13 protein-coding genes and 1 other RNA gene are annotated in these 16,467 nt (G+C 38.2%); 1 reads left to right on the top strand and 13 read right to left on the bottom strand.

From position 1 onward, the window contains the following. Positions 1–658: 658 nt before the first annotated feature. The 10 genes from NDN11_RS04770 to NDN11_RS04725 form a co-directional block, all read right to left on the bottom strand. A complete protein-coding gene (locus tag NDN11_RS04770) occupies positions 659–2,422 on the bottom strand; it encodes a hypothetical protein (RefSeq protein WP_251110917.1) in 1,764 nt (587 codons plus the stop codon). 616 nt (positions 2,423–3,038) lie between these two features. Further along, positions 3,039–3,269 (bottom strand): helix-turn-helix transcriptional regulator, encoded by a 231-nt coding sequence (locus NDN11_RS04765; protein ID WP_251110916.1) that lies wholly within the window; start codon positions 3,267–3,269, stop codon positions 3,039–3,041. 96 nt (positions 3,270–3,365) lie between these two features. After that, positions 3,366–4,265, bottom strand: coding sequence for a recombination directionality factor (locus NDN11_RS04760; RefSeq protein WP_251110915.1), 900 nt, complete (start codon positions 4,263–4,265; stop codon positions 3,366–3,368). Positions 4,266–4,350: 85 nt separating this feature from the next. Then, entirely contained in the window at positions 4,351–5,478 is a 1,128-nt protein-coding gene (locus NDN11_RS04755; RefSeq protein ID WP_251110914.1) for a YqaJ viral recombinase family nuclease, read from the bottom strand. Between the two features lie 148 nt (positions 5,479–5,626). Beyond that, the gene (locus NDN11_RS04750) at positions 5,627–6,682 is read right to left on the bottom strand and encodes a DUF932 domain-containing protein (RefSeq protein ID WP_251110913.1); all 1,056 of its coding nucleotides are present in this window, start codon (positions 6,680–6,682) and stop codon (positions 5,627–5,629) included. 54 nt (positions 6,683–6,736) lie between these two features. Next, positions 6,737–7,036, bottom strand: a complete 300-nt coding sequence (locus NDN11_RS04745; protein WP_251111492.1) for a hypothetical protein — start codon at positions 7,034–7,036, stop codon at positions 6,737–6,739. Positions 7,037–7,137: 101 nt separating this feature from the next. Beyond that, positions 7,138–7,515: a hypothetical protein gene (locus NDN11_RS04740; protein ID WP_005147529.1), complete on the bottom strand. Its 378-nt coding sequence runs from the start codon at positions 7,513–7,515 to the stop codon at positions 7,138–7,140. 165 nt (positions 7,516–7,680) lie between these two features. Then, positions 7,681–8,847, bottom strand: a complete 1,167-nt coding sequence (locus tag NDN11_RS04735; protein WP_251110912.1) for a hypothetical protein — start codon at positions 8,845–8,847, stop codon at positions 7,681–7,683. 655 nt (positions 8,848–9,502) lie between these two features. Further along, positions 9,503–10,423, bottom strand: coding sequence for a hypothetical protein (locus tag NDN11_RS04730; protein WP_251110911.1), 921 nt, complete (start codon positions 10,421–10,423; stop codon positions 9,503–9,505). 66 nt (positions 10,424–10,489) lie between these two features. Next, positions 10,490–11,443 (bottom strand): YagK/YfjJ domain-containing protein, encoded by a 954-nt coding sequence (locus NDN11_RS04725; RefSeq protein ID WP_251110910.1) that lies wholly within the window; start codon positions 11,441–11,443, stop codon positions 10,490–10,492. Between the two features lie 486 nt (positions 11,444–11,929). Between NDN11_RS04725 and NDN11_RS04720 the strand changes: the two genes are divergently transcribed. Then, positions 11,930–12,934 (top strand): hypothetical protein, encoded by a 1,005-nt coding sequence (locus NDN11_RS04720; protein WP_251110909.1) that lies wholly within the window; start codon positions 11,930–11,932, stop codon positions 12,932–12,934. 196 nt (positions 12,935–13,130) lie between these two features. Here NDN11_RS04720 and NDN11_RS04715 read toward each other — a convergent pair whose 3' ends face one another. The 3 genes from NDN11_RS04715 to NDN11_RS04705 form a co-directional block, all read right to left on the bottom strand. Further along, entirely contained in the window at positions 13,131–14,267 is a 1,137-nt protein-coding gene (locus NDN11_RS04715) for a tyrosine-type recombinase/integrase (RefSeq protein WP_251110908.1), read from the bottom strand. Positions 14,268–14,451: 184 nt separating this feature from the next. Next, positions 14,452–14,810, bottom strand: a transfer-messenger RNA (tmRNA) gene (gene ssrA / locus NDN11_RS04710). Between the two features lie 124 nt (positions 14,811–14,934). Further along, positions 14,935–16,461, bottom strand: coding sequence for a DHA2 family efflux MFS transporter permease subunit (locus NDN11_RS04705; RefSeq protein ID WP_251110907.1), 1,527 nt, complete (start codon positions 16,459–16,461; stop codon positions 14,935–14,937). Positions 16,462–16,467: the final 6 nt, after the last annotated feature.

The raw sequence follows: 16,467 nt of genomic DNA, 5'->3' as shown, positions 1-16,467 counted from the left end.
TGTGATAAAGGGTTCTTAGTTTCTAAGCAACATCTTAAAGTCACTTGCCATGGCGACATAAAAGTTAGCAACGAAGCTGTACTGCCAAAGTACTTATACCGTGAATCTAAAGGTGTACGTATTGGATTCATCTAAATTTACATTTAGTCATCTATAGGGGTTATACAATCTCTCTTACTGTATCAATCAGAGGTTGAGCAATAAAGCTTTTTAATTTAGATACTGCATCCTGCTTTGTTGTAACTCTATGATTTAATTAAACACTTTTTACCGCACGGAATAATCTTGGAAAATATTTTGGTGGAAGGTAGCGTCAGTTGAATTAGATCAATAACGCATTATATTTTATTGATTCTATTAAAAATAACAGGTTAAATTTATCCCATCATAATCCTCACATTTTTGAAAATTTCTTGAACTATTGAAGATTCATGTTAATTAATCAATAATATATCTTCACATAATTGAAGAGCTTTTATTTGATCTATCAATATCATCATTTCATGTCTGTAAAAGGTCAGGTTTACAGTGTAATGGACTACTTTAAGCATGACGGCATCTGGACATTAATACCTTTTATGGTATTCAGATACCTTCTCATAGAAAATAAATAATAAGATTTTCAGACTAAAAATAATTAAAATCTATGACTCTATAATTAATCGCCTGATTCTGTTTGACCAAATAAAAACTTCCCAATCCACCAGATTGTTTGCCCAAAATTAGAAATAAGTTGCTCACCTTGTTTTAAAAATGAGTGTTCTTCATCAATCTTAGCAAGCTTTAAAGCATCATCAATTTTAGAACTTGTTGGATGAGCATCACCTAATCGCATGTCATAAGTTCCAGCAATCACTCCAAATAGCTTTCTAGCTTTATCAGTACCAATTTTTTGGGCTAAAATATCTTCAAGAAGTTTATTTGATCCCAATTTATCTTTGTCTTTATGACTAGATAAAGTGCGTAGAGCAGAAATATTAAGCCGCTCAGAAAAAATTCGAATCAATTCTTTTGCTAAACGCAATAACGAAGCACGATCCTTACTAATAAATCTAGAAATTATTTGTGTAAGCTCATTATCATCTATGTCATGTCTATATAAATCAATATCAAATTTCTTTCGGAAACCTTGCTCTAACAAGCGCATACTCTGAAAAAGTAACTCTTCAACAGCATAAGTTGAAGCAACTTGAGCCTTTACTTGAGCTGACATTAATTCAGTAGAAACCTTCCCTTCAGGAGCAACATTATGTGCAGCCCAAATATGTTGTTCCCATGCAGCAAGTCGAGCAATATCACAAGCATAGACAGTAATCAAATCTGAGTCATTGATTCCAAAATGGGTAGCATAACCCGAAGTGGACTTTATACCACCAGTTTCGGCGGTATACCATTTCAAAGAAAAACCACGATGATTAAGAAGCTCATTTACAATGCCTGAGCGAAACCACAACCATCGTCCAATATTTTCATTATTTAAATTTAGTGATGAAATTCTCTTTCCATCAGTTTCTACAATAAAATTCGGAAGGGTATTATCTATATCCCCACGAACACGAACACTTAGTGCTTGATGTTTAATCCATTCATCTCGCCAAAACTCCCCCTCAACTCTTACCCCTGGATTACCATATTTATGACCTTTTGAACTTTCAGATTCTGTATTTCCACTATTTTCTGGTCCCATCACAGGAGCATCTTCTTCTTCATCTATATCCGTTCTCCAGACTCGGAAAGAAGCCCATCCTCCACCGAAAACATTTTCTAAATTACGAATTAGGCACTCAAATCGACCTTGATCTCTTTGTTCTTTATAGCTCTCGAGTCCTACATAATTACTATCGTCAATCTTAGAAACATTTTCTACTCTTTGACGATAATAAGATAATCGTAGAGAAAGTCCCCTTGCTGCAAGATAATCAACAATAAACTCCCTTTTAATTTCAATTAAACGATGATTTCCCTTAGAGTCAAAAAACTCCCTTATAACTACACAAAAATCTTCTTCTGGCCTTACCCAATTATCACCTTCTTTTACTAAACGAAGTGCTACTATCAAGTCAGGGTTTATTATCCACTTATTCAAACCTATTACTGGTTGATGGTGAGTAAATATAAGATTAATACCTATAGGATCTCTATCATTATATTGATATTGTTCAATAGATGAGTAATATCCATCATCATATGCATAAGGGCCAACATCACGACTTAAACCAAGATCTCCCCATCCCAAATTTTCTGCAAATTCTATTTTTTCAGGAAGAAATGCTGCTGAACCACACCCAAAAAATTCGCTGATATAACCAATTTTTGTGATGTCCCCTTTCTCGTCAGTAGATGATGCTCTCAACGGAATCCATGTAGAGTTAGCAAAAGCTCTACGGGTTTCTTTCTTTTGAAGAATCCAATCTTGATCCATATTTTACGTTCCCAACAATTATAAGTAATTTAATTTATATTTAAATATATGGTTAAAATTTATGTCACTAAAGTAAATTATATATTTTTAATATAATCAGATATCTCTCCTCTCTCAAGTAGTACAGAAGAAGTTTTTTACAGATAAATTAAATAATATAAATTCTAAAATAAATATAACTTATGCATTTATTAGGTAAATTCATCTTATATGATCTTGCAAATGAAATTTCTATCAACACTCTATATTTGTTGCTAAAACTTTAAGGCTATTACGAAGATCCATGGAAAGATTTAACCCCGTAGCATCAGCGGTGATAAGAAATAGTGATCCTAAGAACTCCTCATCAGAGACAGTTCTATTTCTCTTCATCTGTGTAGAACACCTCAATAATATCCTCTCTTTTCCCTGTAAAGTAGGTATTTCCATATACCAGCCATACTACTATTTCCGGCACCTCTGGATAAAATTCTGCTACTTTAAACTATTTATGTATGGCTATTGGGTGCTGGCGTACCATTGTTATACTTTAATTTTATGTCTTTGCTTTTGAACATCAATTTATATTTTTATAAAAAAAATAATTCAATTAGAAAAAATAGGGAGCTTCTGCTCCCTATTCACGACTAGCTAACTTAGCTTCAATCCATTGATTAATTTCCCAAGCTGACCAACCAATACGTTTTTGCGAGATCGTGACTTTCTTTGGAAATGTTGGATCATAGTAAGGCGAATTTTCATCCATCATTTCATATACTGTTGAACGACTAACACCAACAAATAATACAACTTGATGTATATTAATTATTTGATTCATCTGAAAAGTTTGACCTGTGAACGCATTCATGATTTTTTCTCCTAATCATTGATGCGAGCGCGTATTCGCTCAGATGATAGGTCAGTCCAGTAAAATTTTACTCAGTCCAATGTTGTCCAAGCTCATCTAATTCAAAGCTTGAACTGACTGCTGTAACCCTTTCTGGATATCCTGAACATGAGTCAAATTATGATTTTGTTGGTGCTCTGATTTGGTATCCTCCGCATAAAACTCCTCAACGATTTCCAATCCCTCATCACCACCCACCTCAAAGCTGACATTGCCAAATCCCTGTCGTGCCACATGATCTAGCGCTTCCTGATAAAATCCTGCCGCCTTGCTTTGTTCATCGATCTCCTTAGCTGAAGTGATAGCATCATTTAAATTTACCCCATCCCTTAAAGTTAAATCCACGTAGTAAATCGGAGTTCGGTAGCTTTGCGTGGTACTTTTGCCCCTTAAAGTCAGTTGCAATGGCAGACATGAAAGCAGGTCACCTGATGCAGCACTGTAATAACGTAACCGTGCCGCCAATGTCCGAATACTATTAAAACCCGTGGTTCTAAAGATGAATGCACCAAACTCATCTGATTCATCTAAGTTGACGTAGAGTCTGCCATAAGGCTTGCACAACCCGCCTTGAGCCAATGGACATAAATCAGGGGATGAGCATGGATGTTGTTCAATCCCATTTTGTCCTAGTCGCTGACAGGTTTCGCCATTTCCTGAGCAGATTAAACGCCCTGTTTGTCGGTCAAATAGACAGTACTCTGCTCGTAGATTCAACTCAGGATCATTAAAGATCATCCGCACTGGAATACTTCTGAGTTTCTGGTTTTGATTGGGTGCTTTAGCTCGTAGTTGTTCATCGAGAGGATGTTTAATCCATCCGTCTTTCCCTTGAATTTGACTAGTGATGGTAAATTGATCATCTTTTTCAGGCACTCGTTTGCCGTTCTTTTCTACAATTTTACCAATGCTGATACGACCCAATACTGGTGGTGTAATTGCAAGACCTTTAATCATGGTGATTTCCTTTAAATAAAAATTGAATATAAAAAAATCCCATGATTTTTGATCATGGGATTTTCGGTTGTGGATAGATGGTGAGTTATCCACCGTTTGGATAAATCTGAAAGCGTCTTGTTCCTGCTTTAGTTTGTGGAAACTGCTGGAGATATTCAGGATGCTGTTTAAGAAGCGATTTACTGTCTAGACTGATGGAGTCTTGTGACTTTTTCCACGTCACTGATCCTCCCGTAAATACTGCTCGTTCAGCTTCTTTCATCATCATTTGCAATTGATGTTTTAACTCATCAAAATACTGTTGATGCTGCTCAACCTTATGTCGCTCCTCTAACAATTGGTTAAATAGGTAGTTGGCTTGTTCATTTTGAGTGAGGTCTTCAACCAATAAGGGTATCTGCTCTGGATAAAGTTGTTGTAAAACTTTAGCAGCGGATTCAGAGGCATCTACACTCGGTGGAATGCCCGATTCTACACATTGCCAGAAATGTCGTTCAGCATTGATGATGTGCTGAATCACAGTTTCATTACGCGTCACCTTATAGATTTTGGTTTCATGCCCACAGATTAGTGCACAAATATGCGCTGCCTGTTTGCCTGTCACTGCAAGTTGATGTTGGACTTGGCAGAGGACATACAGTGGTACACCATCTCGCCATAGTTTTGAGCCATATTCTCCAACGGTTTTACATTCCAAAATCTGCACTTCGCCATTGCCTACCACGGCATAATCTAAATTCGCCAACATAAAGTGTTTGTCTTCATCAGGGTGTTGCAATACTGCATTGACTCGACGAACTTTGTGGTTGGTGTGCATGCTGTAGTATTCAGCCACCAAAGGTTCTAACTGCTTGCCCCAGTACAACGGTGCGTAGCCTGCACTTTCGTCCTCGATGTTTTTTTGCATCTGACCTGTCTTAATCATCCACAGTTCCAGCATCGACATATAGGGATTCAGTCCACATGCGGTTGCTGCATCACTACTGCCAATACCCAGTTTTCTGACCTCTAGCCATTGCTGGTAGTTCATCTGCTTGGTATTGGCAAGACGCTTTGCTGTCAGTGCTTTGGTCTTTCGTGGCTGTTTGTTTGGTCGGTCACGTTTGGGACGAGTTCCCACCTCAACCTGTTGAGTGGGTTGATTTAAGTTTGGTACATAAGGTTGTAAAGGTGGATGATTTATCGTGTTCTGAATTTGGGTATTGCTATTCATTGCAACTATTCCTGTATGAGTAAAATCGTAAATCTGAATTTTGGGCATAAAAAAAGCCGCATCTGAGGGTGCGGCTAAAGATGTTGCTGTGCTTGTACGGTGTTACAGTATGCTTAGGCTAATGTAGAAGACTTAACTGAAAGTGAATTTAGGCAATCATGCGAAATGCTTGTTCCAAACCTCGTTGCTTGATTGCTGCCCCTGCACCGAACCATGCTGAATCAAGTCGATGATCCGTACTCATCGCTCGACGTTCATGGTCTGTGAATTCAGTAATGGCGCACAGTAAACCATAAGCCGTATCCTTGGCTGAACTCAATTCTGCACCCCGTCCATGCCCGTTAAACATGGTCATCACCTTAGACATAGCACGGCTATTCGGTTCAGTTTTATTCTCAGTTTTGCTTACTGAGGTATTCCTTTGATTTGGCATAGCAGCATTTCGATAGAACTGAATAATGCTTTCGTCCTGTTCCACCGCACTCAAGTTAGTGTTGTTAAATACCGCATCAAAGTAGGCGGCAGCTTCCTGTTGCGTCACCTTACGCTGACTCAGTTGTTTCATTTCATACATGTGTTCATCCCATGCACGGACTGAGATACCGAGTTGCAGTTTGACTTTCTCGGCATCAAATTTGGTGCTATGCGGCACTTTAACCACACCTGAATTGCCCTGTTGACCACGTAGAGCAATCGCCAAAGTGTTGTTACACACCACTCGAATAGAAGTAAATTGAGCCGTGGTTGCCAATGTGCCATCACAAGCAGTAGCTAAAAGAATGTAGCCATTGCTGACATCTTTACCCTTAAGTGCTGATATCTGTCCTGTTTTAGCCAATGCCCAGAATTTCTTACCTCCTTTAAGTACCCCAGCCGTTTCCAGTTCAAAGCCCGATTGTTCAGTCAGGTCTCGGTAAAATTCTAAAATCTCTTGGGGTTGTACTTCCTGAAAGCGTTGACTCACCACAGATAAAGGCTCATGCGTGTCTGAGCGATATAAGACCCGTTGTTCCTGGTACGGCAAGATCAGATTTTGTTGTTTGTGGTTTTCAGCCATATAACTGACATCGGAGGATTCGATGCGCCAATCCATGCCTGCCTGCTTCGCCCAGACCTCAATCGGTTGATTTGGGGTAAGTTGATTGCCCAAGCCATGCCAAGGTGTTTGTCCTACAAATGCCATTGTTTCAACTAAATGTGCCATAGGAATAATTCCTCTATAAAAGTGAAGTTGTTTAAAAATAAAATTGAATGAAGCTTAAGCAGCTACAGCAAAATCTTGTCCGCATTGCAGACAGCGGTAATACAGAGCAGATTTATAATGCCGATAGAAATAATGCTGACTGACCATGACTAGTGTTCCACCGACCACCACTCCAATCAGCCCACCGATATACGGAGGAATACCTGCTTCTTTTGCCAGTTTGATACCCAGTGCAGCCATAGTTGGTGGGGAAAATGCATCTAGGATTTTTTCAAAATACTGCGGACCATTCGGCTGAGATTCTCTGAGAATCACCTGTTCGGAATGGCAGTAAGGACAATGTACGATGCTCATCACGAAGTCCTGTATGTAGGTATGAATGTTTAAAACTTTTGATTCAGACATAAAAAAAAACCATGCCTCTTGGGCATGGTTGATGTATATGCTTTGGTAGGTTATTTAAAACTATAGCTTGCTGAGCCTTGATCCGTCTCAATATCGACTTTCACTACAGCATCGTAGGAACATCTCAAGTAAAGCTGTAAAGATTGTCCAATTTGGAAATAGGCAGGCAGCTTAATTGGATCATTGTATCGACCTGTATAACTACAGCGTCCATTATTCACATCAACCTTATTTAACGTAATCGGTTCAGAGTCCAGTGAACGAAGGGTTAAAATCACATAGGTTCGGTTATATAAACCTCCTTCGCTATATTCAGTATTGAGATTGACTTCCATGCGATCGGGATTGAATCCTGACGTACCACAGCCTGATAAGGTTAACGGTAGTGTGATAACAGCAGACAACATTAATTTTTTAAGTATATTCACAACAATATTTCCTTTATTGGACTTACCTTGATTTGATGTTGAGCAGCGCCAAACATTTTGGTGTCGTGGCTTCGTGCTCATGCTTCAAAGAGGTAATATGTATTTGAAATTTCTTTATTTTGAGAAAATGCTCATACTATTCTGTGGTTGAGCAGACCATCGCCCTTATAAAGCACTGCTTTCCTGTTCAGGTTCAGATACAACTTGTTCTTGTTCCTGCTGTTTCTGATATTTCTTGATCAAATCTTCAGGTGAGAGATAGTTCTCTAATCCAAATTTGAAATTCCAAAGTGGAGACTTAAGTACATCCTTAAAAGGTGTAGCCTCTAACTTCTCAGTGATTTCAGGACTGGCTGGCAGTGCATGCATGACACTTTTTTGCTTAAACTCAAGTGGTTTAAATACGGGAGTAATATTCGCCCGCATTTCTACGGGATCACCGCTTCTATTGGCTTTGCTGATTTGATTGAAGTAGAAAAATACGCCTTCAAAATTCAACTTATTATCATGAAAGTTAAAAACATAACCCATCTTGAGTAAGGTGAGATTTTCAACAATCAATTTGGCTAATTCAGGCTGGACTTTAAGCAGGATTTTGGAGACCACGATTGAACTACCATTTTTATCTTCTTGTTCTAAATCTAGAGACAATTGCTCTGCATCAGGATCATAGTGATAAGTACGATTAGATAGCGCAAGGCTAATATCTTCTACACTTCGGTTCAGTGCTTTCTGTAAAAGCTCCACATCATAATCAATTGCATTATTTTCAGCGTCTCGTTGAGCCTGTTTGACTCGAGTGTCATAGTCCTGCGTTTTTTCAAATTCCTGCTTAGGCTGAATGTTCGGTGACTTTAAATAGCGTACATAGTTGATGGCTAGATTATTGGCATATTTAAAGTATTCATCGGTGCTCAAATCGAGTAATACATTATTTTCCTCTGTATCTCGATCCTTGTCTCCAATCACAAAAATCTGATCTCGATTTAGATTAAGTAAGCTTTTAACTCGTTCGTAGTCTTTTAAAAATGAAAAATCGTTTACTACATTCGGATTTTCTGAGAAATCCAGTGACTCCCTCTGCTTCGGATAAAAGATTTTAGGATCAGTAAAAAGCACCTTGGATTCTGCTTGCTGCCAGCTTTGGTCTGGGCTCAATTTGTCTTTGGCAACAATTACAGCTGATTTTTCATTGATCCCATCAAGGCTTACGGTATTTTCTTGAGTTTGGCTTTCTATTGCTTGATTGTTCTCGTGCTTATCTTTACTTGAACATGCCGCCAAGCTAACCAACAAAATACATAGAGGTAGATACTTTAGTTTCATTGTCATGGTGAATCATTCTCTTTTATTTTGAATGAGCACTCGCCATCTTTAAGGCTATCGCGCCAATCCTTGTTTGATTCTTTATTGGAGTGCTGTGTTTTATTCAGGCGTGAATATTCATAGGGAAATGAACTTTCCACGACTGATCAGTAAAATGATCCAAGCACACAGACAAACAGAGGATGCTCATCCTTTATTTGTTTACCCCAGATAAAATTATTGTTTTGCGTATGCTGTTATTAGTCTAGCGATGACAATGACACACAGCACTGAGGTATGTAGAGGAATGGGAAATTAAGAATTGTAGACGCATGGGCGACTCCTTTGTTTATTAAAGAAGTTCTACCTAATCACTGTCAATTGATTATGGTGGTAGAACGAAAGAGGGTTGACAGACTGGTAAACAAAGAAACCAGCACGCGCAAGCGCGTCCCCCTAACGTCCTACCATAAAGAGAAAGGGGGACGAACGGGTTCACAGCACATAAAAGAGAACTTTTATCTACTGTCTTTGTTATTTCGAGTCTGTCAAAACCCGCTGACAATGTAGGTCAGCATCGAAAGGATAGCCCCCACTCTGTCTGCCGTCAAGCAGACAAAGTTGAGCGAACGGATTGATGTTGAATTGATAAGCAGTATATCTAGTGATTGAAAGATACTTTTTAAAAATTAAAGCCTTTAAAGGGCTTAGCTAAGAATTGTTGAAATTTTCGTGGGCGTACTCTTAACCGTGTCGCCTTATCATCTACACTGTAAAACTCATTTTGTCTCATGCCTTCTAGATCATCACGAACATCTTCCATTTCCCCAAACATGGCAAGGAAGCTATCATCTCGTTCTTCCCATGGTAAATCCGAATTTGAATCGAGCACTAAACCATTGCCATGGGTTACAGTCAGCCATTCCTGATTGAGTTGCTGATAAAGCATTTCTGTTTGTTTAAGCACGTTACCGTTAAACGTCAGAAAGTAAGCACACACATACTGATTCGTTTCAGGGATGCGCAATACTTTGCGATAAAGAAATAAACAACCATTTTGAATCAAAGCACTATTCTGAATCCTTTTTTCAAAAAGACTTACATGCTTAGCAACGTCGCAAATCGAGACTAAAGGGATTTGATCTGCCTGATAGGTGAAATAGCATTTGAGTGTATTGAGATAATGTTGGTGTATGGTAATTGCGTCATATTGTTCAACACATTTACGAATACGTTTTGCATGTTCCTCGTTATCTGCCTTGATCGTTTCCAAGAATTGAACACTTGTATATACTACCCGTAACTTTTCCAGCAATAATGCAATGAAAACTTTGATCTGCTCAACATCTTCACTAGGTAGGTACACAAGTTTGAGATCACACAACGTTGCGTGATAACAATAGGTTAGAATTGAAATCCACAGATCGAATTCCAATTCTTTATAGTGCATCAATGGTTTCCAATCAGGCAATGTAGCTAAAAATACCTCATGCCAATATTGCATATTTAACGCTGACTTCTCAAAACGCGCTTGTTGATAGAACTCTTGTAGATTTTGTTCTAAACGAGCGGCATGTTGATGTTCGACTTCGTAAAAGCTCATTGCAAAAACTCCTATGCGATTTAATTGCATAGGAAGGTGCTTGGCGTATTTTTTTAATTGCTTAGACTAGCAGCCCGACTTCAGCCGCCGACGATAACGAGTTCTATACTGCCCTGTTCCGAATGTTTTTTGGCTTTCACTGAGTTTAACTCTGAGATACTGATCTAACTTTTCAGGTCTGGTTAAATACAGAGCTGTTGCAATTGCACAATGAACTGAATGAGGATCATCTCTATACACCATACCAACTCCTATAGTGTTATTCGCTTCAAATTTTTGTAGATATCTAGCATCATTTACAATAAATGCCTTACCTATTTTTTTAGTGTTCTCTAGCGATTTAATCTCTCCTTGAGTGATCTCTTGCCATTTTGCCTCAACCATTTGACCCAGTCGAAATCCATTTTGATGATCCGCCCCTTGATACAGTAATAGTAGATGACAGTGATAACCGCCCAAATCAGCCCCCTGTTCCAATGCCCAAGCAAACCCCTCTATACCCTTAAAACAACCATCCTTATTTGAAATACGATTACGTAATATTTCCATGTGCTGAGAAAATAACTCAAATGAAATCTGACCACGAATATCCTTATCATATTTAAGGTCAACCCTTACCACTAAAAGACGCGCATAGTGATTAAACAAATTACTAAGGTACTCGCGTAATGACTCTGTATTCTTTACTTCTTGACGCCTATAGTCCTGAATTTCCTGTACCGATAAATGATAGTTACAGATGAGTGAAGTACGTATATCTGTAAGATTTTTTGAAATTACATAATATAAATTACTACTCTGCATCTCTAGAGACAGAACATCAATCAGATTAGAAACCTTTATAAAATCCCGTATCAGTGGACTGTAATAATACTCTTCTCGGTAACACAATCTGAATGATTCAATAATCAGTACTAGTTCGATGACTAAGGTTTCATCCCTATACCCACGATGAACAAGGGTATGAATAAAATTCTCAACACGGATTAAGGTTGCAGTTTCATTAACTGAGGTAAACATTTAATTGACTCACTAGAATAGATTCATAGTGATGGCAACTAATGTATTTTTTTATATTGAGTAGATATATGTAATTGACACCTACCAAATAACAACCTCATCTACCATTTGAGAATTGGTCATATTATTTTAATTCTATTTAGTTAATTCTAATAGATAATATTTAATACCCACTAAGCCGAACTCCTTTTATGCCAGGCTAAGCCTACAGATGAAATAATTTGGGTAAGGCCACCCTTGATCATTGTGACTTATTCTGGAGCTAAAGTTGAGATGAAAAATAAAATTCTAGGAAACATACAAAATATGACATACTACAATTAAAAAAATAATTTCAATTAATATTAATCAATAACTTAAATAGCTTTTTACTATGAAAATACTACAAAAACACTACATATAAATTTTAAAAATAACTCTTGAAAACTACTAAAAACCATTGTATTTTCTATTGGAATTCTACAAAGATATCTAAGGATATGAGTCATGTATATCGAGGAAATACAACGGAAGTATAAAGAATATTTCAAGGATATTGATGATAGAGGGTACGAATTATTATGGACTGTCTTTTATTATGAAATCCAAAAAATCAAACAAGAAAATAATAATATCTTCGGTAAAAACCCATTACCACCAATAGATACAATTAAAGCAGATTATTTTTTATTTTTAAAAAATCATGACCTTAATTATTATATCCAAGTCTCACACCTAACAGTTAAAAACAGAATATTACCTAAAGAATATATATCATGGGTTTCTAAAACTGATTATCTATTAATATTTTGGTTAATTCAAAAATTAAAACCAATTTCCCTACCACAAGAAAACCACATAAAAATAGAAGACAAAGAAATATATAGCAATATCTTACCTCAAAAAAATACAAATACACGTGCTACGCCCCCATTAATTCCACAAGTTGGAATTTTTATAAATCAAGGCTTTATGAAAACCACATCATCACTTTACGATAATTTTATATATGAATTAGATAAATTAAATTTAGATTTAAAAGAAAAAAATGATTTAATTGAACAATTAAAGATTGAATGGCATAAAACTAAAAAAAATGATACCTTAGAAAAATGGATAGATAAGAAAAATACAGAGCAGTTAAACTGGATATGTGAATATTTAAATAAAAAAGAAATTAAAAAAACATGTCCTAACCTTGAGTTAATTGGATGGGAAACTAATTCTGATCAATATTCATCAATACTATTTAAACTAAGTGAATTTTCCTTTGATCATTCTGACTCTCGCAAGCTTTACATTGATAAAATGAAAAGGAGTTGGTCTCAGAAAAAATTTAGAGATGGAGAAAAGACAAAAAAACCATATCATCTACCACTAACAAAAGAGTCCATTAGACAACTACAACAACTCAGTCGACTGATGAATATGAAAGAACAAAAAATCATAGAAACACTTATTGATGAAAAATTTCATAATGTAGCAACTAAGGATGGTAAATATCTTTATTAACTATAATAATTAGGGAGGTACTTAAATAATTAAAGAAACCTCCCTCTATGCTAGGGATAAAAAATTAACAGCCCATTTCCACTTAGTCAAAATTATAAAATTTAAAGAATTCTCAAAAAATTAATCTCGATAATTTTTGGTAAAAATCTGATAAAACTTTTGCTTGGGCTACATTTTTTATATTATTCACATAGATTTAAGCTAACCAAGTTTTTACTTGCTCACCATACCATTCCATTATTTTTACACGCTCATCCCAATACTGGGCACGGTTATAAGCAGAACGAATTCTATTTTGTGGCACATGGGCAAGCTGACGCTCAATTGCATCAGGATTGAATAAATTCGATTCATTCACTACTGTACTAAATAATGATCTAAAGCCATGTGTAGTCATTCTTCCTGAATAACCAGATCGCTTAATCACAGCCAAGATTGACTCACTACGCATAGCTTCCTTGTTATTTAGTCGGTGAGGAAATAACAGATCCTGATTATGTGTCAGACGCAACGCTTGAAGTTCATCGATCATACTGTCCGTCAACGGTACACGATGGGATAAACCGTTCTTCATACGCTCAGCAGGGATGTCCCATTTACGCTCTTCTAGATCAAATTCATCCCAACGCGCTTGCAGTAATTCACTTACTCTAACACCAGTAAGCATGATCAGAATAATAGCATGATGGGTTTGAGCATCTGCTGGATAGGCTTTGATGCGTCTAAGGAATTCAGGCATTTCGCTTTCTGATAAAGAAGCTAAGTTCTTCACTTTTTTATTTTTGAGTGCATAAACCAAATCACTTGCTGGATTATCATATCTATAGCCATGAGCTATGGCATATTTCATGACCATACCACACCGTGACAAGGTGCGCTTAGCTACCTCTAATGAGCCTCTAGCTTCGATCTTTTTGATTATCTGCAATATCTCTGGTGCTTGAATTTGATTAATACGTTTATTGGCCAGAGCAATATAAAGCTCATCTAAAGATGCTCGCACATTACTTATATGTTTGGATGACCAAGTCTCTCTTTGATTCTCAAACCAGTCTTCCGCCACCTCTTTAAAGAATGGCTGAATATCCTCGTGCAATACTGACTTGGAATATTTGTATTTCAGTTCAAGTGCAAGCTCCCTTGCTTTCTTTAAACTCATATCAGGATATGGACCAAGTGACTCTGACTTACGCTCACCAAGAACAGTAAAGCGTATGTTCCAGTATTTTTGCCCAGATGGTGTCACAAGAAGTGATAGACCATTCTCATCCGAAAGCCGATATCGTTTTTCTTTTGGTTGTGCTTTTCTGCATTCTGTATCGGTAAGCTTCATCTGTATTTACCCTTTATCTAGACTAAAAATAATTGGGTAAATTTTCCCAATAATTACCCACAGAAGGCAAAAATAAGGTCAAATCAAGTCGGATGATATCGGACAAACAGACAAATAAAAAAGCCCTTAAGTATTGAACTTAAAGGCTTTTTTATATCGGATCGAACAATCCCGAATAATATTTTGGTGGAGATGGCGGGAGTCGAACCCGCGTCCGCCAGCACTACGCTCGAGAATACTACATGCTTAGATATCGTCTACTATTTTAACTCTTTGTGACCCGACGAACAGGGTACAAATCGCGATCCTCTAAGTTTAGTACAAAGCCCCGAGGCTTGGCTTTATACGGACTTGTGTGCGTGCGCTTCAGTCGGACTCTCTAACCACAAGTATTCAGAGAGGCGGACAAGCTGCCCTTAGGCAGCTAGAGCGTATGATTCGTCGTTTGCGACTAAAAAATGCAAATTTGATTTACGAGAGGAAATGCGCTCTCGGCATGCATCTATGAGTTTCATCACCAGCGTCGAAGCCAGGAACATCCCCAAAGTACAGCGCAATCATAGCATAGATGACTAGAATTTAAATCTTAATTTCTAAGCATCGAGCAAAATATGCGCTTATAACCCTATATTGTTGCGGAACTTACTTTTTCAAGCGCCTATTTACTTTAATGTGGTGCTGGTCCACCAGCCACAGGTTTCGGTTTTGGGCTCATCCAGATCAGGGCACTGGCAAAGACAAACACAATCGCCAATAACATAAACACATGATTGGCAGACATAGTAATTGCCTCTTTATCCACCAGATTGGCAATCGTGGCGAGCGTCGCATCAGAGGAGAATCCATTTTGCAATAAAGTATTTTGTACTTCTTGTGGATGCAAGTTATTCACCATTTCACTACGTGCCACTTTGGCATGATCATCCCATATGGTAACTGCGATTGAAGCACCAATCGCCCCTGCCATGGTTCTCAAGAAGTTCATCAAACCTGCGGCTGATGCCATTTCTTGCGGCAAGACTGAGCCCATTGCAATATTTGACAGCGGAATAAAGAAGAAAGGCACTGCAAAACCTTGCAAGATTTGCGGCCAAGCCAAAGACATAAAGTCCGCATCAGTGACCCAGAAGGCACGCATCAAAGTCACAACACCGAGCAGAGCCAAACCAAAACTGGCCAAGGCACGTGGGTCATATTTGGTCGACAGTTTGGCCACAATTGGCGACATGGTCAGACTACCAAAGCCCATGGTAGCAGTGAGATAACCTGCCCATGTGGCGGTATAGCCCAAATTCATCTGGAGCCATTGTGGTATTAACACGATACTGCCAAAGAAGGAACCAAAGCCAAAAGCCAGCGCCAGTACGGAAACGGCGAAGCCTCGATGACGGAATACATACAGATTGACCACGGGGTGTTTTTCAGTCAGTTCCCAAATCATAAAGACAATAAAGCCAACCACAGCAATCAAGGCCAGCATGATAATACTGCTGCTATTAAACCAGTCTCGTTCATGCCCCAGATCGAGCATCAATTGTAGTGCGCCAATCCAGAGTACCAACAGACCTAGACCAATCGCATCAATCCGCAGTTTTTCAGTTTTAGTTTCAGCCACAGACAACAAACGTATCGCTGCTAAAACACAGAAAATACCCACAGGAATATTGATAAAGAAAATCCAGTGCCAAGACAGATTGTCACTGATGAGTCCGCCAAGGATAGGTCCAAGAATCGGTCCAATCACCGTGGTCATCGCCCAGAGGCCCATTGCCTGCGCATGTTTTTCAGGTGGGAAAATCCGCATCAATAGTGTTTGGCTCAGTGGCATGAGTGGGCCACCACAGAGACCTTGTCCGATACGGAAAAATACCAGCATTTCGAGCGAAGTCGCCAAACCACACAGGAAGGAAAAGATAGTGAATCCAATCAGCCCAAAAACAAACACGCGCACTGTGCCAAAGCGTCCAGCCAACCAACCGGTTAAAGGGACACAAATTGCCTCAGCAACAGCATAAGAAGTAATGACCCATGTCCCTTGAGAACTAGAAACCGCTAAATTTCCTGTAATATGAGGGACAGACACGTTGGCAATGGTGGTATCCAGTACCACCATAAAATTTGAAAGCGCGATCACAAAGGCGGCAAGCAGTAAGCGCCCGCCACTAAGTTCTGCAAATGGATTTTGCGTTTTCATGGCTGA

It is taken from the genome of Acinetobacter sp. C26M, assembly GCF_023702675.1.
Lineage (GTDB): Bacteria > Pseudomonadota > Gammaproteobacteria > Pseudomonadales > Moraxellaceae > Acinetobacter.
This window is presented reverse-complemented; position numbering and strand designations above follow the sequence as displayed.

What these genes read in the sequence shown, in the direction of transcription:
- NDN11_RS04735 (WP_251110912.1), bottom strand. Translation starts at nt 8,847, where the DNA reads ATGACAATGAAACTAAAGTATCTACCTCTATGTATTTTGTTGGTTAGC.
- NDN11_RS04730 (WP_251110911.1), bottom strand. Translation starts at nt 10,423, where the DNA reads ATGAGCTTTTACGAAGTCGAACATCAACATGCCGCTCGTTTAGAACAA.
- NDN11_RS04760 (WP_251110915.1), bottom strand. Translation starts at nt 4,265, where the DNA reads ATGATTAAAGGTCTTGCAATTACACCACCAGTATTGGGTCGTATCAGC.
- NDN11_RS04720 (WP_251110909.1), top strand. Translation starts at nt 11,930, where the DNA reads ATGTATATCGAGGAAATACAACGGAAGTATAAAGAATATTTCAAGGAT.
- NDN11_RS04770 (WP_251110917.1), bottom strand. Translation starts at nt 2,422, where the DNA reads ATGGATCAAGATTGGATTCTTCAAAAGAAAGAAACCCGTAGAGCTTTT.
- NDN11_RS04765 (WP_251110916.1), bottom strand. Translation starts at nt 3,269, where the DNA reads ATGAATGCGTTCACAGGTCAAACTTTTCAGATGAATCAAATAATTAAT.
- NDN11_RS04750 (WP_251110913.1), bottom strand. Translation starts at nt 6,682, where the DNA reads ATGGCACATTTAGTTGAAACAATGGCATTTGTAGGACAAACACCTTGG.
- NDN11_RS04715 (WP_251110908.1), bottom strand. Translation starts at nt 14,267, where the DNA reads ATGAAGCTTACCGATACAGAATGCAGAAAAGCACAACCAAAAGAAAAA.
- NDN11_RS04705 (WP_251110907.1), bottom strand. Translation starts at nt 16,461, where the DNA reads ATGAAAACGCAAAATCCATTTGCAGAACTTAGTGGCGGGCGCTTACTG.
- NDN11_RS04745 (WP_251111492.1), bottom strand. Translation starts at nt 7,036, where the DNA reads ATGAGCATCGTACATTGTCCTTACTGCCATTCCGAACAGGTGATTCTC.
- NDN11_RS04725 (WP_251110910.1), bottom strand. Translation starts at nt 11,443, where the DNA reads ATGTTTACCTCAGTTAATGAAACTGCAACCTTAATCCGTGTTGAGAAT.
- NDN11_RS04755 (WP_251110914.1), bottom strand. Translation starts at nt 5,478, where the DNA reads ATGAATAGCAATACCCAAATTCAGAACACGATAAATCATCCACCTTTA.